The sequence below is a fragment of the Streptomyces mobaraensis NBRC 13819 = DSM 40847 genome, from assembly GCF_017916255.1.
GTDB classification, from domain to species: domain Bacteria; phylum Actinomycetota; class Actinomycetes; order Streptomycetales; family Streptomycetaceae; genus Streptomyces; species Streptomyces mobaraensis.
In genome coordinates, this window is sequence record NZ_CP072827.1 from 2,042,589 (window position 1) to 2,060,778 (window position 18,190).

General features: G+C 73.8%; 18 protein-coding genes. 7 read left to right on the plus strand and 11 right to left on the minus strand.

The features are described 5' to 3' along the window. The first annotated feature begins 293 nt into the window (after positions 1-293). Positions 294-2,258 (plus strand): Stk1 family PASTA domain-containing Ser/Thr kinase, encoded by a 1,965-nt coding sequence (gene pknB, locus J7W19_RS08315; RefSeq protein WP_004946616.1) that lies wholly within the window; start codon positions 294-296, stop codon positions 2,256-2,258. Next, a complete protein-coding gene (locus tag J7W19_RS08320; RefSeq protein WP_004946618.1) occupies positions 2,258-3,136 on the plus strand; it encodes a deoxyribonuclease IV in 879 nt (292 codons plus the stop codon). The genes pknB and J7W19_RS08320 overlap by 1 nt, the downstream gene beginning before the upstream one ends. Positions 3,137-3,369: 233 nt before the next feature. Here J7W19_RS08320 and J7W19_RS08325 read toward each other — a convergent pair whose 3' ends face one another. Further along, on the minus strand, positions 3,370-4,002 hold the full coding sequence (locus J7W19_RS08325; protein ID WP_004949496.1) for a sulfite oxidase-like oxidoreductase: 633 nt from the start codon (positions 4,000-4,002) through the stop codon (positions 3,370-3,372). A 155-nt stretch (positions 4,003-4,157) separates the two neighbouring features. Between J7W19_RS08325 and bfr the strand changes: the two genes are divergently transcribed. Continuing rightward, positions 4,158-4,649, plus strand: coding sequence for a bacterioferritin (bfr, locus tag J7W19_RS08330; RefSeq protein ID WP_004949494.1), 492 nt, complete (start codon positions 4,158-4,160; stop codon positions 4,647-4,649). Between the two features lie 24 nt (positions 4,650-4,673). Here bfr and J7W19_RS08335 read toward each other — a convergent pair whose 3' ends face one another. Beyond that, positions 4,674-4,973 carry a (2Fe-2S)-binding protein gene (locus J7W19_RS08335; RefSeq protein ID WP_004949490.1) on the minus strand — a complete coding sequence of 100 codons (300 nt, stop codon included), beginning with the start codon at positions 4,971-4,973 and terminating at the stop codon, positions 4,674-4,676. A gap of 171 nt (positions 4,974-5,144) precedes the next feature. Then, entirely contained in the window at positions 5,145-6,494 is a 1,350-nt protein-coding gene (locus tag J7W19_RS08340) for a class II 3-deoxy-7-phosphoheptulonate synthase (protein ID WP_004949488.1), read from the minus strand. A 101-nt stretch (positions 6,495-6,595) separates the two neighbouring features. Here J7W19_RS08340 and J7W19_RS33780 point away from each other — a divergent pair, with 101 nt between their 5' ends. Next, positions 6,596-6,652 carry a trp operon leader peptide gene (locus J7W19_RS33780; RefSeq protein ID WP_223766914.1) on the plus strand — a complete coding sequence of 19 codons (57 nt, stop codon included), beginning with the start codon at positions 6,596-6,598 and terminating at the stop codon, positions 6,650-6,652. 96 nt (positions 6,653-6,748) lie between these two features. Further along, positions 6,749-8,710 carry a phenazine-specific anthranilate synthase component I gene (locus J7W19_RS08350; protein ID WP_004949486.1) on the plus strand — a complete coding sequence of 654 codons (1,962 nt, stop codon included), beginning with the start codon at positions 6,749-6,751 and terminating at the stop codon, positions 8,708-8,710. Between the two features lie 171 nt (positions 8,711-8,881). Here the strand turns inward: J7W19_RS08350 and J7W19_RS08355 are convergent, their stop codons facing one another. The 4 genes from J7W19_RS08355 to J7W19_RS08370 form a co-directional block, all read right to left on the minus strand. Further along, a complete protein-coding gene (locus J7W19_RS08355; RefSeq protein ID WP_004949483.1) occupies positions 8,882-9,916 on the minus strand; it encodes a 6-phosphofructokinase in 1,035 nt (344 codons plus the stop codon). Between the two features lie 55 nt (positions 9,917-9,971). Next, positions 9,972-10,661 carry a response regulator gene (locus J7W19_RS08360; protein ID WP_004949480.1) on the minus strand — a complete coding sequence of 230 codons (690 nt, stop codon included), beginning with the start codon at positions 10,659-10,661 and terminating at the stop codon, positions 9,972-9,974. Then, positions 10,661-11,905: a MacS family sensor histidine kinase gene (macS, locus tag J7W19_RS08365; RefSeq protein WP_004949477.1), complete on the minus strand. Its 1,245-nt coding sequence runs from the start codon at positions 11,903-11,905 to the stop codon at positions 10,661-10,663. Before macS ends, J7W19_RS08360 begins: the two co-directional genes overlap by 1 nt. A 74-nt stretch (positions 11,906-11,979) precedes the next feature. Further along, positions 11,980-12,750, minus strand: coding sequence for a lysophospholipid acyltransferase family protein (locus tag J7W19_RS08370; RefSeq protein ID WP_004949475.1), 771 nt, complete (start codon positions 12,748-12,750; stop codon positions 11,980-11,982). A gap of 159 nt (positions 12,751-12,909) precedes the next feature. Here J7W19_RS08370 and J7W19_RS08375 point away from each other — a divergent pair, with 159 nt between their 5' ends. Next, positions 12,910-13,707 carry an alpha/beta hydrolase gene (locus tag J7W19_RS08375; protein WP_004949471.1) on the plus strand — a complete coding sequence of 266 codons (798 nt, stop codon included), beginning with the start codon at positions 12,910-12,912 and terminating at the stop codon, positions 13,705-13,707. Then, entirely contained in the window at positions 13,700-14,239 is a 540-nt protein-coding gene (locus J7W19_RS08380) for a hypothetical protein (protein ID WP_004949469.1), read from the plus strand. The genes J7W19_RS08375 and J7W19_RS08380 overlap by 8 nt, the downstream gene beginning before the upstream one ends. 171 nt (positions 14,240-14,410) lie before the next feature. Here J7W19_RS08380 and J7W19_RS08385 read toward each other — a convergent pair whose 3' ends face one another. The 4 genes from J7W19_RS08385 to J7W19_RS08400 form a co-directional block, all read right to left on the minus strand. Further along, the gene (locus J7W19_RS08385; protein WP_004949467.1) at positions 14,411-15,163 is read right to left on the minus strand and encodes an endonuclease/exonuclease/phosphatase family protein; all 753 of its coding nucleotides are present in this window, start codon (positions 15,161-15,163) and stop codon (positions 14,411-14,413) included. Positions 15,164-15,252: 89 nt separating this feature from the next. Continuing rightward, on the minus strand, positions 15,253-16,194 hold the full coding sequence (locus tag J7W19_RS08390) for an ROK family glucokinase (protein ID WP_004949465.1): 942 nt from the start codon (positions 16,192-16,194) through the stop codon (positions 15,253-15,255). A gap of 115 nt (positions 16,195-16,309) precedes the next feature. After that, entirely contained in the window at positions 16,310-16,798 is a 489-nt protein-coding gene (locus J7W19_RS08395) for a DUF5304 family protein (RefSeq protein ID WP_004949462.1), read from the minus strand. 124 nt (positions 16,799-16,922) lie between these two features. Beyond that, entirely contained in the window at positions 16,923-18,158 is a 1,236-nt protein-coding gene (locus J7W19_RS08400; RefSeq protein ID WP_004949459.1) for an ArsA family ATPase, read from the minus strand. Positions 18,159-18,190 lie beyond the last annotated feature (32 nt).

Sequence of the window (18,190 nt, forward strand, 5' to 3'; positions counted from 1 at the left end):
GGGGTGGAGCCCCGGCCCCGCCCTTTCTCCGTTTCTTGCGGGGGCCAGCCCCCGCACCCCCGAAACCGCGCTCCGCGCGGTTGTCCTCAAACGCCGGACAGGCTGATATTCAGCCCGTCCGGCGTTTGAGGACGAGCGGCGGAGCCGCGAAAGGGGGGTCTGGGGGCGCAGCCCCCAGGAATCGGCGAAGGGGCGGGCCAGGGGCAACCCCAATGTCACCGTTCCGCACCCGTAGCTCCGGACGGCCCCACGAAAGCACAGCCGACCGTCGATCACTCGTAGACTCGTCAACCGTGGATACGACCCTGCCGGACCCCCTCGTCGACCGGCTGCTCGACGGCCGCTACCGCATTCAGGCGCGGGTGGCCGCAGGCGGCATGGCCACGGTGTACCGGGCTCTGGACACCCGGCTCGACCGGGTGCTCGCCGTGAAGGTGATGCACCCCGCCCTCGCCGCGGACAAGGTCTTCGTCGAACGCTTCATCCGGGAGGCCAAGTCCGCGGCCCGCCTGGACCACCCGAACGTGGTGAGCGTCTACGACCAGGGGACGGACGGCGGGTACGTCTACCTCGCGATGGAGTACGTGGCCGGCTGCACCCTGCGGGACGTGCTGCGCGAGCGGGGCGCGCTCCAGCCGAGGGCGGCGCTGGACATCGCGGAGCCGGTGCTGGCCGCGCTGGGCGCCGCCCACCGCGCGGGCCTGGTGCACCGCGACATGAAGCCGGAGAACGTGCTGATCGGCGACGACGGCAGGGTGAAGGTCGCCGACTTCGGCCTCGCCCGCACCGTGGGCACCAACAGCGCCACCAATACCGGCTCCATCCTGGGTACGGTCTCCTACCTCGCCCCCGAGCAGATCGAGCACGGCACGGCGGACACCCGCACCGACGTCTACGCCTGCGGCGTCGTCCTCTACGAGATGCTCACCGGCGTCAAGCCGCACAGCGGCGCCAGCCCGGCCCAGATCCTCTACCAGCACCTGCACCGGGACGTGCCGCCGCCGTCGCAGGAGGTCCCGGGGCTGGCCCCGGAGCTGGACGACCTGGTGACCGTGGCCACCGCCCGCGATCCGGAGCTGCGCCCGTCGGACGCGGTCGGCATGCTGGGCCTGGTCCGGGCCGCCCGCGCGACCCTGACCCGCGAGCAGCTGGACGCCCGGCCGCCGCTGGCCGCGGGTCCGGCCGTGGCGGGCGACGACGAGGAGGCGACGAGCGTCCTGCCGCGCCCGGTCACCGCGCAGCCGCTGCCCCCGGCGGAGGCGCCCGAGCCGGACCCGATGGACATGACGGCGCGGTTCGACGGCCCGCCCGAGCCCCCGCCGCCGCCCGCTCCCCCGGCCCGCCCCCGGCGCTTCGCCGCCCTGCGGCGGCGGCCGCGGCGCGCGGTGCTGGTCGTGGCCGGTGTGCTGCTGGCGCTGCTGGCCGGGACGGGCGTCTGGTACATCAACGCCGGGCAGTTCACCTCCGTCCCGGCGGTGCTGGACCTCACCCAGGCGCAGGCGGAGAAGAAGCTGGACAAGGCGGGGCTCAAGGTCCGCGTCCAGCCCGAGTTCAGCGACACCGTCGAGCGCGGCCACGTGATGTCGACCGACCCCAAGCCCGGCGAGCGCATCCGGAACACCGGCCGGGTGACCGTCGTCGTCTCCCGCGGCCCGGAGCGGGCCGAGGTCCCCAACGTCGTCGGCATGCGGCTGGACGACGCGAAGAAACGGATCACCCAGGCGGGCCTGACGGTCGGCGACGTCCGGACGCAGTTCAGCGACGAGACCCCGCAGGGCGAGGTCCTCTCCAGCGACCCCCGCGGCGGGGACGAGCGCCGCCCCGACTCCCCGGTGTCGCTGATCGTCAGCAAGGGCGAGCCGGTGGAGGTGCCGGACGTGTCCGGCCTGTCGCCCGACGACGCCCAGTCCACGCTGAGCGACGCGGGCCTGCGGATCAGGGTCTCGGACGCGCAGGTGTACTCCGACCGGGAGAAGGGCGACGTCGCCGAGCAGTCCCCCGCCCGGGGCGTGCAGGTGGCCAAGGGCGACACCGTGACCGTCACCCTGTCCAAGGGCAAGGAGATGCTCACCGTCCCGGACGTCACCGGCCGCAGCGAGGCCGACGCCAAGCGGATCCTGACCTCCGCCGGCTTCCAGGTCCGGGTGGACCGGCCGTTCTTCTTCCCCAAGGACTCCGTGGAGAGCCAGTCCGTCCGGGCCGGCGACAAGGCCGCCCGCGGCGACACGGTCACCATCCGCCTCAAGGGAGCACTGTGATGTCCGGCGCTGTGACGGCGGGCATACCCCGCAACCCCGTCGGCGGTCACGTCCCGGTGGCCGGCGGGCTGGCCCGCACCGGCCTGCCGTACGCCCGCGAGATCGGCGCCGAGGCCGTGCAGGTCTTCGTCGCCAACCCGCGCGGCTGGGCGACCCCGCCCGGCAGCCCGCCGCAGGACGAGGAGTTCCGCGCGGGCTGCGCGGCGGCCGGACTGCCGGTGTACGTCCACGCGCCGTACCTGATCAACTTCGGTTCCCACACGGAGGCGACCGCCGAACGGTCCGTGGACTCCCTCCGCCACTCCCTCCGCCGAGGCCGCCGGATCGGAGCCCGCGGCGTCGTCGTCCACACCGGCTCCGCCACCGGCGGCCGCCCGCGCGCCGAGGCCCTGGCCCAGGTGGGCGAACGCCTGCTGCCGCTCCTCGACGAGCTGACGCACGACGACGACCCCCGCCTCCTCCTGGAGCCCACGGCCGGCCAGGGCGCGTCCCTCTGCTCCTGGATCGCCGACCTGGGCCCCTACTTCGACGTCCTCGACCACCACCCGAAGCTCGGCGTCTGCCTCGACACGTGCCACTTGTTCGCGGCCGGCCACGATCTCGCCGCTCCCGGCGGCATGAAGGCGGCCCTCGACGAACTCGTCTCGGTCGTGGGGCCGGGGCGGCTCGGCCTCATCCACGCGAACGACTCGAAGGACGTGGTCGGGGCGCACAAGGACCGGCACGAGAACATCGGGGCCGGGCACATCGGGGCGGCCCCGTTCGCCGACCTGTTCTCCCACCCTGAGACGGCGGGCGTCCCGCTGACGATCGAGACGCCGGGCGGGAAGGACGGGCACGCGGCGGATGTGGCACGGCTGAAGGGGTTGCGGGGCTGAGCCCCGCTGAGGGGGTGCCCCGGTCCCGCCCTTTCACCGTTTCTTGCGGGGGCGAGCCCCCGCACCCCCTGAAACCGCGCTCCGCGCGGTTGTCCTCAAGCGCCGGACGGGCTGAAACCAGCCCGTCCGGCGCTTGAGGACGAGCGGCGAAGCCGCGAAAAGGGGGGTCTGGGGCGCAGCCCCAGGAATCGGCGAAGGGGCGGGACCGGGGCACAGCCCCCCGCAGGGGCCCCCTAAAGCTCGGGCCCGTCCCCCGGTACCTCCTGGTACGAATACCGCTGCTCCCGCCACGGATCCCCCACATTGTGGTACCCGCGCTCCTCCCAGAACCCCCGCCGGTCCGCGGTCATGTACTCCACCCCGCGGACCCACTTCGGCCCCTTCCACGCGTACAGGTGCGGCACCGCGAGCCGCACCGGGAACCCGTGCTCGGCGGTGAGCAGCTCACCGTCCTTGTGCGTGGCGAAGATCGAGCGCTCGGAGGCGAAGTCGGAGAGGCGCAGGTTGGAGCTGTAGCCGTACTCGGCCCAGACCATGACGTGGGTGACGTCGGGCGCGGGCGGCGCGAGTTCGAGGATCGTACGGGTGGCGACGCCGCCCCACTCGGCGTCGAGGACGCTGTACTTGGTGACGCAGTGCAGGTCGGCGACGACCGTCGTGTACGGCAGGGCCGAGAACTCCTCGTGCGTCCAGCAGTGCTTGTCGCCGTCGGCGGTCGCGCCGAAGACCCGGAACTCCCACCGTTCCGGCCGGAACCGCGGCACGGGCCCGTAGTGGGTCACCGGCCAGCCACGCTGGAGGCGCTGCCCCGGAGGCAGCTGGAGATGCTCCCCTTCGCGGCTTTCCGACTGACCCGACTGACCCATGCCTCCATGGTGTCAGACACCGGCGCGTGAGGATGACCGGGGGCCACCCCCTATCCGGACAACTCCCACTAAGTGTGCACTTACTGGACGGTCCGGGAGGCCGGTGCGAAGATGCGCGCATCCTGCCGGTCCTGAGCTTGGAAGGAGCCCGCGCGATGCAGGGCGACCCGGAGATCATCGAATTCCTCAACGAACAGCTGACGGGCGAGCTGACCGCCATCAACCAGTACTTCCTGCACGCGAAGATGCAGGAGCACCACGGCTGGACCAAGATCGCGGAGCACACGCGGGCCGAGTCGTTCGACGAGATGCGGCACGCCGAGGTCCTCACGGACCGGATCATCTTCCTGGAGGGGCTGCCCAACTACCAGCGGCTGTTCCACGTCCGCGTCGGACAGACGATCACCGAGATGTTCCAGGCCGACCGGCAGGTCGAGGTGGAGGCCATCGACCGGCTGCGGCGCGGGGTGGAGGTGATGCGGGCCAAGGGCGACATCACGTCGGCCAACATCTTCGAGTCGATCCTCGCGGACGAGGAGGACCACATCGACTACCTCGACACCCAGCTGGAGCTGATCGAGAAGCTGGGCGAGCCGCTGTACCTGGCGCAGTACATCGAGCAGTCGAGCGGCGAGGCGTCGCACTGAGCCGCCCGGCCCGCCGGGCCCCGGCTAGGCCGCGCGGACGATCCCGTTCGCGGGCGGCACCACCGGTGGCGCGGGCGGGATGGACGGGACGGAAGGGACCGGCCCGTTCGCCTCGGCGCCCAGCGGATCACGGGAGCCCTGGTCCACCAGTTCCCGCCGCGGGCAGGCACCGCGCCCCAGCAGGGCCTGGATGCGCCGCACACAGCTCCCGCAGTCCGTGCCCGCCTTGCAGGCCGACGCGATCTGCCGGGGTGTGCACGCGCCGTTGTCCGCGTGCTCACGCACCTGCTGCTCCGTGATGCCGAAGCACGAGCAGACGTACACGCGGTCACCGCCTCGCCGGGAGAAGTGGATCGAAGGAGAAGATCCAAAAGGTAGGTAACCCTTACCTTACCCGTCCCGCTCGGGCGGCGACAACGCACGGCAGCGCGCGGAGACGCAGAAGGGGCGCGGATCACAGATCCGCGCCCCTCGCGTATGCCGGCTCATCGGGCCTTACTGGTCCCGGTACATCTCCGCGACCAGGAAAGCCAGGTCCAGCGACTGGCTGCGGTTCAGCCGCGGGTCGCAGGCCGTCTCGTACCGCTGGTGGAGGTCGTCGACGAAGATCTCGTCGCCACCGCCCACGCACTCGGTGACGTCGTCGCCGGTGAGCTCGACGTGGATGCCGCCCGGGTGGGTGCCGAGCGCCTTGTGGACCTCGAAGAAGCCCTTGACCTCGTCCAGCACGTCGTCGAAACGGCGGGTCTTGTGGCCCGAGGCCGCCTCGAAGGTGTTGCCGTGCATCGGGTCGGAGACCCACGCCACCTGGGCGCCGGACGCCGTGACCTTCTCCACCAGGGTGGGCAGCTTGTCGCGGATCTTGTCCGCGCCCATCCGGGTGATGAAGGTCAGCCGGCCCGGCTCGCGCTCCGGGTCGAGCCGTTCGATGAGGGTCAGGGCCTCCTCGGGCGTGGTCGTCGGACCCAGCTTCACCCCGATCGGGTTGCGGATCTTCGACGCGAACTCGATGTGCGCCCCGTCCAGCTGCCGGGTGCGCTCGCCGATCCACACCATGTGGCCCGACACGTCGTAGAGCCGGCCGGTCCGCGAGTCGACGCGGGTGAGCGCCGACTCGTAGTCCAGGATCAGCGCCTCGTGGGAGGCGTAGAACTCGACCGTCTTGAACTCCTCCGGGTCCACCCCGCAGGCGTTCATGAAGTTCATCGCCCGGTCGATCTCCCGTGCCAGCTGCTCGTAGCGCTGGCCGGAGGGCGAGGAGCGGACGAAGTCCTGGTTCCAGGCGTGCACCTGGCGCAGGTCCGCGTAGCCGCCGGTGGTGAAGGCGCGCACCAGGTTCAGCGTGGACGCCGACGCCTGGTACATCCGCTTCAGCCGCTGCGGGTCCGGGGTCCGGGCCTCGGGCGTGAAGGCGAAGCCGTTGACCGAGTCGCCCCGGTAGGTCGGCAGGGTGACGCCGTCCCGGGTCTCGGTCGGCTTGGAGCGCGGCTTGCTGTACTGGCCGGCGATCCGGCCGACCTTGACGACCGGCACGGAACCGGCGTACGTCAGCACCGCCCCCATCTGGAGCAGCGTCTTGAGCTTGTTGCGGATCTGGTCCGCGCCGACCGCGTCGAACGCCTCGGCGCAGTCGCCGCCCTGGAGCAGGAACGCCTCGCCCCGGGCCACGGCGGCCAGACGCTGACGCAGCTGGTCGCACTCACCGGCGAAGACGAGGGGCGGATAGGACTCGAGCTCGGCGATCACATCGCGCAGAGCCTCGGAGTCCGGCCAGTCAGGCTGCTGCGCCGCGGGCAGGGAGCGCCAGGTGTTGCCACCGGCGTGGATTTCAGCGTTCACGGTCACCCTCCCCACATTACGGGGTGCGGGCGCCCGTCCATCCGGACGACCGGACTCTGAGACGAAGAACTCCGCCATCCGGTAAGCCGTGCGGTAAGGTGCGCCGCATGTACGCGCACAGCAACCAGAACTGGTGGTGGACCGCTCATCCGGCGGCCCACTGACTGCGCGTACCCACACCGACGCGAGGCCGCCCGAGGGGCGGCCTCCGGCGTTTCCGGGCCCGGGCCGTTCCTCCCCCACCGGAAGGAACCCGTCCCGTGCCCGACACGACCGCGACTCTCTTGACCCGGCTCACCGCCCCGGGCCACCCGCCGTTCGCCCTGCTCCACCGCCGCGCCCCGGGCCTGGCCGGCGACACCGTCGAACTGCTCACCGGCCCCGTCACGGAGGCCGCGCGCCTGGCCGACATCGCGCTGCCGGACGGCCCGCCCGCGCCGGGCGCTCCGGCGCACGACGCGCTGGCCCTCGTCCCGTTCCGGCAGCTGCGCGAGCGCGGCTTCGAGGTCCACGACGACGGGACGCCGCTGCTCGTCCTGTACCCCGAGGAGACGTACGCGCTGCCGCTCGCGGACGTCCTCGCCGCGCTGCCCGCGCACGAGGTGCGGGTGGAGGGCGGCGCGTTCGACGTCGGCGACGAGGAGTACGCGCGGATCGTCGAGCGGGTCGTCCGGGACGAGATCGGCACCGGCGAGGGGGCGGACTTCGTCGTCCGCCGCACCTTCGAGGGGGAGGTCCACGGCTTCACGGCGTCCGACGCGCTCGCCCTCTTCCGCCGGCTGCTGTCCGGCGAGCGCGGCGCGTACTGGACGTACGTCGTGCACACCGGCGACCGGACGCTGGTCGGGGCGAGCCCCGAGGTCCATGTGCGGATGTCCGGTGGCACGGTGGTGATGAACCCGATCAGCGGCACCTACCGCTACCCCGCCGAGGGGCCGTCCGCCGAGGGGCTGCTCGCCTTCCTCCACGACCGCAAGGAGGTGGAGGAGCTGTCCATGGTCGTGGACGAGGAGCTGAAGATGATGTGCACCGTCGGCGACCGGGGCGGCGTGGTGATCGGCCCGCGGCTGCGGGAGATGGCCCACCTCGCGCACACCGAGTACGAACTGCGGGGACGGTCGTCGCTGGACGTACGGGAGGTGCTGAAGGAGACGATGTTCGCGGCGACGGTCACCGGGTCGCCGGTGGAGAACGCCTGCCGCGTCATCCGCCGCCACGAGACCGGCGGACGCGGCTACTACGCGGGCGCGCTCGCCCTCATCGGCCGCGACGCGGCCGGCGCCCGCACCCTGGACTCGCCCATCCTCATCCGCACCGCCGACATCGACCGGCGCGGCCGGCTGCGGCTCTCCGTCGGCGCCACCCTCGTCCGGCACTCCGACCCGCGCGGCGAGGTGGCCGAGACGCACGCGAAGGCGGCGGCCGTCCTGGCGGCACTCGGCGTCCGGCCGGGTGGCGGACGCCCGGTCGCCGGTGTTTCCGCCCGGCTCGCCGACGACCCGCGGGTCCGGGCGGCGCTCGACGCGCGGCGGGCCGACCTGGCGCCGTTCTGGCTGCGGATGCGGGACCCCGTCGCGGGCACGGCCTCCGGGCACGCGCTCGTCGTCGACGCCGAGGACACGTTCACGGCGATGCTCGCCCACCTGCTCCGGGCCTCCGGCCTCGCCGTCACCGTCCGCCGCTTCGACGAGCCCGGCCTGCGCGAGGCGGCCCTCGCCCACGAGGGCCCGGTCGTCCTGGGCCCCGGCCCCGGCGACCCGTCCGCCGCCGACCCCCGTATGCGCCTGCTGCGCGCGCTGACCGCCGACCTCCTCGCCGGCCACCGGCACGGCGTCCTCGGCGTCTGCCTCGGCCATGAACTCATCGCCGCCGAGCTGGGGTTGGACATCGTCCGGAAGACCGTGCCCTTCCAGGGCGCCCAGGAGCGGATCGACTTCTTCGGGGTGCCGGAGACGGTGGGCTTCTACAACACCTTCACGGCGCGCTGCGACGCCGCCGCCGCGGCGGAGCTGGCGGCGCACGGCGTCGAGGTCGCGGTGCACGCCATGACCCGCGAGGTCCACGCCCTGCGCGGGCCCGGCTTCGCGGGGGTGCAGTTCCATCCGGAGTCGGTGCTGACGCTGGATGGTGTGGGGGTGGTGGGGCGGCTGCTGGCCGCGGTGGGTGTGCCCCAGTCCCGCCCCTTCGCCGATTCCCGGGGGCAAGCCCCCCGGACCCCCTGATCGCGGCTCCGCCGCTCGTCCTCAAACGCCGGACGGGCTGAATTCAGCCCGTCCGGCGTTTGAGGACTGGGGGTACCCCCTCTGGGGGAGCCCGCAGGGTGCTGCGGGGGTGCGGGGGCGGAGCCCCTGCAAGAAACGGCGAAAGGGCGGGACCGGGGCAACCCCCCGGCGTCAGCCGAAAAGCACCCGCACCTCCTCATACCGCTCAGCCGGCACCGTCTTCAAACAAGCCGTCGCCTCAGCCAGAGGCACCCGCACGATCTCCGTCCCCCGAAGCGCCACCATCCGCCCGAACTCCCCCTCTCGCACCGCGGCGATCGCGTGCAGCCCGAACCGCGTCGCCAGCCACCGGTCGAACGCGCTGGGCGTCCCGCCCCGCTGGATGTGCCCCAGCACCGTGGTCCGCGCCTCCTTCCCGGTCCGCCGCTCGATCTCCTTGGCGAGCCACTCCCCCACCCCGGACAGCCGGACGTGCCCGAACGAATCGAGCCCGGCGGAGGCGTCCTTCAGGACGAGGTCCCCATCAACCGGCATGGCCCCCTCCGCCACCACCACGATGGGCGCGTAACTGGCCCGGAAGCGCGACGTCACCCACCCGCAGACCTCGTCGAGGTCGAACCGCCGCTCGGGGATGAGGATGACGTTGGCGCCGCCGGCGAGGCCGGAGTGGAGGGCGATCCAGCCCGCGTGCCGGCCCATGACCTCGACGACGAGGACGCGCATATGGGATTCGGCGGTGGTGTGCAGCCGGTCGATGGCCTCGGTGGCGATGTTGACGGCGGTGTCGAAGCCGAAGGTGTAGTCGGTGGCGGCGAGGTCGTTGTCGATGGTCTTGGGGACGCCGACGCACGGGATGCCGTGCTGTTCCCAGAGGCGGGCGGCGACGCCGAGGGTGTCCTCGCCGCCGATGGCGATGAGGGCGTCGACGCCGAGGGCGGCCAGGTTCTCGCGGATCCTGCGGACGCCGTCGCGCTCCTTGAAGGGGTTGGTCCGCGAGGAGCCGAGCACGGTACCGCCGCGGGGCAGGATGCCGCGCACGGCCGGGATGTCGAGGGGGACGGCGGCGCCGGTCAGCGGCCCGCGCCAGCCGTCCCTGAAGCCGGTGAACTCGTACTGGTGGTCCTGGACGCCCTTGCGGACGACGGCCCGGATGACCGCGTTGAGCCCGGGGCAGTCGCCCCCGCCGGTCAGCACTCCGACGCGCATGACGCACACCTTCCCTCCAGCCGGGACGACCGCCCGGCCGCGGGAGACCGGCGGCTCAGGCGTCGTCGAGACCTCGCTCTATGGCGTAGCGGACGAGCTCCACCCGGTTGTGCAGCTGGAGCTTGCCCAAGGTGTTCTGCACATGGTTCTGCACCGTCCGGTGGGAAATAACCAGCCGTTCGGCGATCTGCTTGTACGACAGGCCCTTGGCGACGAGCCGGAGCACCTGGGTCTCGCGGTCGGTGAGCCGGGGCGCCTCCGGGGCGGACGAACCGGGGGCGGGCGCCGCGGGGGCTGGTTCGGCGGCGAGGCGCCGGTACTCGCCGAGGACGAGTCCGGCCAGGCCGGGGGTGAAGACGGGGTCGCCGGCGGCGGTGCTGCGGACGGCGGCGAGCAGTTCCTCCGTACTGGCGGACTTGACCAGGTAGCCGGTGGCGCCGGACTTCACGGCCTCCAGGACGTCGGCGTGCTCGCCGCTCGCGGAGAGGACGAGGACGCGCAGCGCGGGGTTCTCGCCGACGAGCTCCTTGCAGACGGCGACGCCGGGCAGGCCGGGCAGGTTGAGGTCGAGGACGAGCACGTCGGGGGCGGCGGCCCGGGCGCGCCGGACGGCCTGGGGGCCGTCGCCCGCGGTGGCGACCACGTCGAACCCGGCGGCGGCGAGGTCCCGGGCGACGGCGTCGCGCCACATCGGGTGGTCGTCGACCACCATCACCTTCACGGCCTGTTCCGCGGCGACCGTCATCACACCTCACTCTTTCGCTGGACACGTGGGACCGTCAGTTCGACCTCCGTGCCCTGTCCGGGCACCGAGACCAGTTCCGCCGTGCCCCCGAGGTCGCGGAGGCGCCCGCGGATGGACAGGGCGACGCCCATGCGCCCCTCCCGTTCCGCGTCGGCCAGCCGGCCCTCGGGGATGCCGGGCCCGTCGTCGCGCACGCTGACGATCACCTGGCCGGGTTCGTCCTCGACGAGGATCCAGGCCCGGGCGTCCTCGCCCGCGTGCCGTTCGACGTTGTCCAGGGCGGCGCCGACGGCCGCGGCGAGCTCGGCGGCGGCGGCCGACTCCAGCAGGACGGGCGTGCCGGGCGCGGCGAAGGTCACCGCGGGACCGGCGTAGGGGGCGAGGAGGGCCCGCAGGTCGCAGGGGCCTTCGGGGGCGCGGGCGGCGGGGGCGGGCGGCGGCTCGGCCGGGCCGTCGGCGGGCCGGGCCCCCGACGAGCCCTGCGACCGGCGCGGCGGCACCAGGCCGCCGGCGACCAGGGTGCGCAGCGCGATCTCCTGCTCGCCGGCCATCCGGCCGAGCTCGGCGGCCTCGCCGCCGAGGGCGGCGCCGCGGCGCTGGACCATGGCCAGCACCTGGAGGACGCTGTCGTGGATGTCCCGGGCGAGCCGTTCGCGCTCGCGGTTGGCCGCCTCGATCCGCAGCGCGCGGGCGAGGGTGCGCTCGCTGACGCGGGCGACCTCGACGACGTAGCCGATGGCGATGCTGGCGACCCAGACGAGCAGGACGTCGTGGAGGGTGTCGCGGGGCAGTCCCTCGCGTTCGACGGCGTTGGCGAGGGCGACGAGGGTGGCGGCGCCGGCCGCCCACCGCCAGCCGCCCTTGATGGCGCAGCCGAGCACCGCGCCCGCCGTCCAGACGGACGGGAGGGTGGCGGCACCGTCCTCGATCCGGAACCGGGTGTCCAGCACACCGGTGAGGAGGATGCCGCTCAGCGCGACGGCGAGGTCGGCGACGAGGAAGCGGCGGGTACAGCGTTCGGCGGAGGAGACGCGGTTCCAGGTGACCAGCGTCCACAGGGTGAGTACGCCCATGTAGAGCGCGGCGCCGAGCGGGTGGGCGTACTCGTGGTACGCCGGGACGAAGAGGACGAGCGCGTAGCAGAGGGTGACGAGCCGGTATCCGGTGAGCGCCCGCCACAGCGGCAGCTCCACCGACATGCGTACCCGGCCGTCCGAACGCCCCGTACCGCCGCCGTCCGTCATCCCCCGCCCGCTCCGTCCGTCCCCGTCCGCTCCCGTTTCCGGGCCCCGGCCGCGCGCCCCGCTGCGGCTGCCCGCTACTCGCTCCCGCGCCGCTTCCGCTTCTCCCCCGGCTGGTCGAGACCGGCGGCCTTGGCGGCCTTCTCGGCCTCCTTCTCCTCCTCGGCCTTCTTCTTCGCGGCCTCCGCGATCTGCCGCTTGGCGGCCGTCGCGTAGATGTCCACGTACTCCTGGCCGGAGAGCTTCATGATCTCGTACATGACCTCGTCGGTCACCGAGCGGAGGATGAAGCGGTCGCCGTCCATGCCGTGGTAGCGGCTGAAGTCCAGCGGCTTGCCGATCCGGATGCCGGGCCGCATCAGCTTGGGCACCACCTTGCCGGGCGGCTGGATCTTCTCGGTGTCGATCATCGCGACGGGGATCACCGGCGCCCCGGTGGCCAGCGCCACCCGGGCCAGGCCGCCCGGCTTGCCCCGGTAGAGGCGGCCGTCGGGGGACCGGGTGCCCTCGGGGTAGATGCCGAAGAGCTCACCGCGCTCCAGCACCTCGATGCCGCTCTTGATGGCCGCCTCGCCCGCGCCGCGGGCGCCGGAGCGGTCCACCGGGAGCTGGCCGACGCCCTTGAAGAAGGCGGCCGTCAGCTTCCCCTTGACCCCGGGGGAGGTGAAGTACTCCTGCTTCGCGATGAACGTGATCTTCCGCGGCAGGACCGCGGGCAGGAAGAAGGAGTCCGAGAACGACAGGTGGTTGCTCGCGAGGATCGCGGGCCCCTCGGCGGGCACGTTCTCCAAACCCTCCACCCAGGGCCGGAAGGCAAGCTTCAGCGACCCGCCGATGGACAGCTTCATAGCGCCGTAGAACAACCGAGAACCTCCTGTGTGTGACGAGGAGACCTTAACCCGCCTACCCGCCGTGCGGCGCTCCGCGTAGGCTGAGGGACAGACCCTGTCCTTCCGCGGCCGCCGCGCGTCGTGCCCGCGGTCACGCTCCATCGATCGGAGATCCCGGTGCCGCTCCTCCCCGGCGCCGAGCCGTTCCGCCATGACGGCGGAGAGGTCGGCGTGCTCGTCTGCCACGGCTTCACCGGTTCCCCGCAGTCCGTACGGCCCTGGGCCGACCACCTCGCCGAGCGCGGTCTGACCGTCTCGCTCCCCCTGCTGCCGGGGCACGGCACCCGCTGGCAGGACATGCAGATCACCGGCTGGCAGGACTGGTACGCCGAGGTCGACCGCGAACTGCGGGCCCTGCGCGAGCGCTGCGCGCAGGTCTTCGTCTGCGGGCTGTCCATGGGCGGCGCGCTGGCCCTGCGGCTCGCGGCCCGGCACGGTGACGCGGTCTCCGGCGTCGCCGTCGTCAACCCCGCCAACAAGGTGCACGGCCTCGGCGTCAAGGCGCTGCCGCTGCTCCGCCACCTGGTGCCGACCACGGCCGGCATCGCCAGCGACATCGCCAAGCCCGGCTGCCGGGAGGTGGGATACGACCGGGTCCCGCTGCACGCCGCCTACTCCTTCCACCGCTTCCTCCAGCTCGTGGACCGCGAACTGCCCCAGGTGACGCAGCCCTTGCTGCTGATGCACAGCCCGGAGGACCACGTCGTCCCGCCGGCCGACTCCGCCCGCATCCTGGCCCGGGTCTCCTCCCGGGACGTCACGGAGCGGCTCCTGGAGCGCAGTTACCACGTGGCCACCCTGGACCACGACGCCCCCGCGGTGTTCGAGGACACGCACGCGTTCATCACCCGTCTCACCCGGCAGGGGAACACCACGGAGGGCACCGCCCCACAGGGAACGGCCTCCCGTGGCTGAGCGCGACGCGGGCCACGACCGCGACGACAGCCGCGACCCGCTGGACGAGGACGCCGCCTGGGCGGAACTCGTCGCGGCCTACGGCGAGCAGCCCGACCCGGAGAAGGGCCGCTGGCCCGCGACGGGCGACGACGAGGGCCCCGCGCCGACGGCGGCCCCCGCGGCGACGGAACCGCCTCCCGCACCCGACGCGCCCGCCCGCCCCGGCGGCTTCATCGTCTACGCCCCCGGCGTCGGCCCCCGCGACACCCCCGCCCCCGACCCCCTGGACGAGGACGACGACGAGGGCCACTTCATCCCCCCGGAACCCCCACCACTGCCGACCGGCGACGTCACGTCCCGCTTCGCCTGGATCGCCGTCCTCGGCGGCCCGTTGCTGCTCCTGATCATGGTGCTGCTGCGCCAGGAACTGACGTGGTGGATCACCACCCTGGGCATCGGCGGCTTCCTGGGCGGCTTCGCCACGCTTGTGCTGCGCATGCGGGACGGGGACGAGGACGAGGACGATCCAGGGCGGGGCGCGGTGGTCTGAGCCCCGGCCCCGCCCCTTCGCCGTTTCTTGCAGGGGCTGCCGCCCCCGCACCCCCAACGGGCTGACCATTCAGCCCGTCCGGCGTTTGAGGACGAGCGGCGAAGCCGCGACAAGCGGGGTCTGGGGCGCAGCCCCAGGAAACGGTGAAAGGGCGGGACCGGGGCGCACCCCCTACGCCGGCTCCGCCGGCACCCGGAGTGCCGCCAGCACCGGCAAGTGATCGGTCGCGGCCCGCAGGTCCGCTTCCGAAACCCCGGGCAACCCCATCGGCACCCCGCACCCCAAAACCTCAACCCCCGCCGTGGCGAACACCGCGTCGATCCGCTGCAACGGATCCCCCAGCCGCGTCGTATGCTCCCGCCCCCACGGCTTCACGGCCCACCCGTCCTGCAACTCCCCCGCCAGCAGCCCGAACGTGCGCCCGTCGGGCCGGTCGTTCAGGTCCCCGGCGACGACACCGTGCGGCACTCCGAGCGCGGCCAGCCGCGACAGCAGCAACCGGCCCTGCGCGTACCGCTCCTCGTCCCGGATGCTCAGGTGGCAGCTGACGACGCCCAGCCGGGCCCGTCCGAACCGCAGGACGGCGGTCGCGAGCCCCCGCTGGTGCAGCCCGGGCGTGCGCGGCAGCAGCACGTCCTCGGTACGTTCCACGTGCGGCCGGAGCGTGGAGAGGATCATCGGCCCGGAGGCGGTGGCGCCTCCCGTCACGTACACCAGGCCGGACGCGCGGGCGAGCCGCGCCGCCGCCTTGCGCCAGCGGAAGAACCGCGGCGCTTCCTGCACGCAGACGACATCGGGGGCGCAGGCCCGGATCACCCGGGCCAGCGCCCCCACGTCGTCCCGCATGGAGCGGATGTTGTAGCTGAGCACGCGGACCACGGAGGCGTCCGCTTCGGTCGAGGATTCCGGCAGGTCCGCGAGCATGAGCCCTCCGCTGAGGCTGAAGTCGATCCGTTCCTCTTCAGATGATCAAGCTCTGCGGACCCTATCGCGCGGGCCCCGACGCCCCGCCGTCAGCCCTGGCGGGCCAGGTCCGCGGCGCCCACCAGACCCGCCTTGCCGCCGAGCTGCGCGGCGAGCACCTGCGCGTGCGGGCGCCACTTGCCGCCGACGAGCCAGCGGCGGAAGGACTTGCGGATGGGGTCGAGGACCAGGTCGCCCTCGTCCGAGAGGCCGCCGCCGACGATGAACGCCGACGGGTCGAACAGCGACGCCAGGTCGGCGAGGCCGGCGCCGACCCAGCGGGCCAGCTCGCGGAAGGAGTCGACGGCCACCGGGTCGCCCTGCCGGGCGGCCAGGCTGATGTGCTTGCCCTCGATGCCCTCGGGGGTGCCGTCGCCGAGGCCCAGCAGGACCGTGGCGTTCTCGGGGGTGGCGTGGGCGCGCTGGCGGGCGTAGCGGACCAGGGCGCGGCCGGACGCGTACTGCTCCCAGCAGCCCTGGCTGCCGCAGCCGCAGAGCAGGCCGTCGGGGACGGTCCGGATGTGGCCGAACTCGGCGGCGACGCCGAAGCGGCCCCGGCGCAGCTTGTTGCCGATGATGATGCCGCCGCCCAGGCCGGTGCCCAGGGTGATGCAGATGACGTCGTCGTGGCCCTGGCCGGCGCCGAAGCGGTACTCGCCCCAGGCGGCGGCGTTGGCGTCGTTCTCGACGACGACGGGGAGGCCGACGCGCTGCTCGACCTTGTCCTTGAGTGCCTCGTGCCGCCAGTTGATGTTGGGGGCGAAGAGCACGGTGGCCCGCTTGTCGTCCACGTAGCCGGCGGCGCCGATGCCGACGGCCTCCACCTCGTGGTCGGCGCTGACGGTGCGCACCGCGTCGGCGATGGCGTCGATGACCCCTTCGGGAGTGTCCGGGGTCGGCACCTTGCATGTCGCGAGGATCGAACCCTCTTCGTCCACCACTCCGGCCGCGATCTTCGTGCCGCCGATGTCGACGCCGATGGTGAGTCCCATGTGTCCCTCAGTTTTTCGCTCGATCCCCGCCGCGACCAACCGTACCGGAGCCGGGGAGCGCCCCGGCCCGTGGCGGTCGCCGGACGGGGGACGGCAGGCCAGGGCGAGGGGGGCGTCAGTCGAGGTCGATGCGCTCGGTGCCGCCCGCGGCCTCGCCGCCGTCGCCCTTGCCGCCGCCGTCGCGGCCCGCGGCCGGGCCGTCGCCCGCCGGGCGGTCCTCGGCGGCGCTCCGCGTCCACCGCTGCTCCTGGCCCTTGACGGCGGCCCGGTAGGCGGCCATCAGCTCGGAGCCGGCCGAGGCGAGGTGGTCGAAGACGTCCGGGTTGCGTTCGATGACGGGCTCGACGACGGCCTTGGCCCGCTCGACGACCTGCTGCACGGCACCCTGGGCGGCGGCGCCGGCGAGCGGCAGCTGGAAGGACGCGACCTTGTCGGCGACCGCCTCGACGAGCCGGCGCAGCTCCTCGGCGGCGGAGCCGGGTGCCTCCCCGGACCGCTCCCGCCTGCGGGCGCGCTCCTCGGCGAGGTCCTCGGCGCAGGCCGCCTCCCAGGCGTCGGGGTCGGGTCCCGTCGGGGAGGCGGGGCGCTCGGTGGCATCGTTCACGACGGACTCCTGGGGCAGGCTCTTTCCTTCGACGGTACCCGAAGGTGGACCCGCCGTTCCGGGCGCTGCGCACACCCGTAGGGGTGTCCGGGCGGCCCCCCCCGGGACCCGTACGGGATCCCCCCTACCGCCCCGTCCGCGGCCAGAGCTCCGGGTCCGGCGTGAAGCGGACGCACAGCGCCCCGTCGCGCAGCCCCGCGCCGGAGACCGTGCACCGGCGGAGGGCGGACGGCAGGGGCAGCGCGCGGCGGAACGGGCCGACGGCGACGATGAGTTCGTCGCCCCGCCGGACCAGGCCGATCCGGTCGCGTTCGGCGCCGGGCAGCGGCAGCCGCCAGACGAGCAGGTTGTCCTCGGCCAGCCGGTCCTCGACGGTGGGGACGGGCGCCGGCGGCGGAGGGGGTACGGGCCCGACGGCCGCGGCCGGCCCGTCGAGGCCGCCGGGACCGGCGGAGCCGTCGATGCCCAGCGGATCCCGCCCGAAGTGCGGCAGCTCGACGACGGGCACGGCGCCGTACTCCTCGTACAGCCCCTTCAGCGCGGTCCGCTGCGCCTCCGCCCGTCCCGCCTGCCAGGGGTCGTCGCCGTCCGGCAGCAGCCGGTTGGCGACGAGGGCGCCGAGCCGGCAGCCGTGCAGGGCCAGGCCGGCGCGGACGGTGCGCAGGGCGTCGGCGGTGAGCGGGCCGGGTTCCGCGACCAGGTGGACCGTGGTGCCCTCGGCGTCGAGGACGTCCTGGACGGCGGCCAGTTCCGCGTCCCAGCGCCCGGCGAGTTCGTAGAGCCGCTGGGCGGGCATCGGCACCCCGGCGAGCTGGGCGAGGACCGGGCGCAGCGCGCGGGCGGCCTGCCGCTCGGGCGGCAGCAGCCGGCGCAGGTAGCGGCGGAGCTGCCCGGGCAGGGCGAGCAGGCGGACGGTGTCGTGCCCGGGGGGCATGTCGACGACGACCAGTTCCCAGCGCTCACCGGCACCGTGCGCGGCGCGCAGGGCGGCGAGCAGGGCGAGCGGCTCGGCCCCCGGGAGTTCGGTGAACTCCTCGGGGTCGAGGGGCGCGGCGCCCAGCAGGTCGAAGAGGGCGGCGCCGCGTTCCTGGAGTTCGCCGGCGAGGGCGGTGAAGTGCTCACCGGTGGCGATCCGGGCGGCCCACAGCCCGGGCGCGGCCTCGACGGGCGGGCCGAAGGGCCGGCGCGCGTCGCCGCCGCCGTCCGGCAGCGGGGTGCCGAGGACGGCGCCGGGCACCGGGCCGGGGTCGCCGGTCAGCAGCAGGACGCGCCGGCCGGCGCGGGCCGCGGCCAGCGCGGTGGCCGCGGCGACGGTGGTACGGCCCGCGCCTCCGGGACCGGTGACGAGGACCGTGCGCACGGGTGGAGCCTCCAGGGCGGAAGGGGAAGGTC

Coding starts and splice junctions, on each gene's coding strand:
- J7W19_RS08320 (WP_004946618.1), top strand. CDS start 2,258: ATGTCCGGCGCTGTGACGGCGGGCATACCCCGCAACCCCGTCGGCGGT.
- J7W19_RS08325 (WP_004949496.1), bottom strand. CDS start 4,002: ATGGGTCAGTCGGGTCAGTCGGAAAGCCGCGAAGGGGAGCATCTCCAG.
- bfr (WP_004949494.1), top strand. CDS start 4,158: ATGCAGGGCGACCCGGAGATCATCGAATTCCTCAACGAACAGCTGACG.
- J7W19_RS08355 (WP_004949483.1), bottom strand. CDS start 9,916: ATGCGCGTCGGAGTGCTGACCGGCGGGGGCGACTGCCCCGGGCTCAAC.
- J7W19_RS08360 (WP_004949480.1), bottom strand. CDS start 10,661: ATGACGGTCGCCGCGGAACAGGCCGTGAAGGTGATGGTGGTCGACGAC.
- macS (WP_004949477.1), bottom strand. CDS start 11,905: ATGACGGACGGCGGCGGTACGGGGCGTTCGGACGGCCGGGTACGCATG.
- J7W19_RS08370 (WP_004949475.1), bottom strand. CDS start 12,750: ATGAAGCTGTCCATCGGCGGGTCGCTGAAGCTTGCCTTCCGGCCCTGG.
- J7W19_RS08385 (WP_004949467.1), bottom strand. CDS start 15,163: ATGCTCGCGGACCTGCCGGAATCCTCGACCGAAGCGGACGCCTCCGTG.
- J7W19_RS08390 (WP_004949465.1), bottom strand. CDS start 16,194: ATGGGACTCACCATCGGCGTCGACATCGGCGGCACGAAGATCGCGGCC.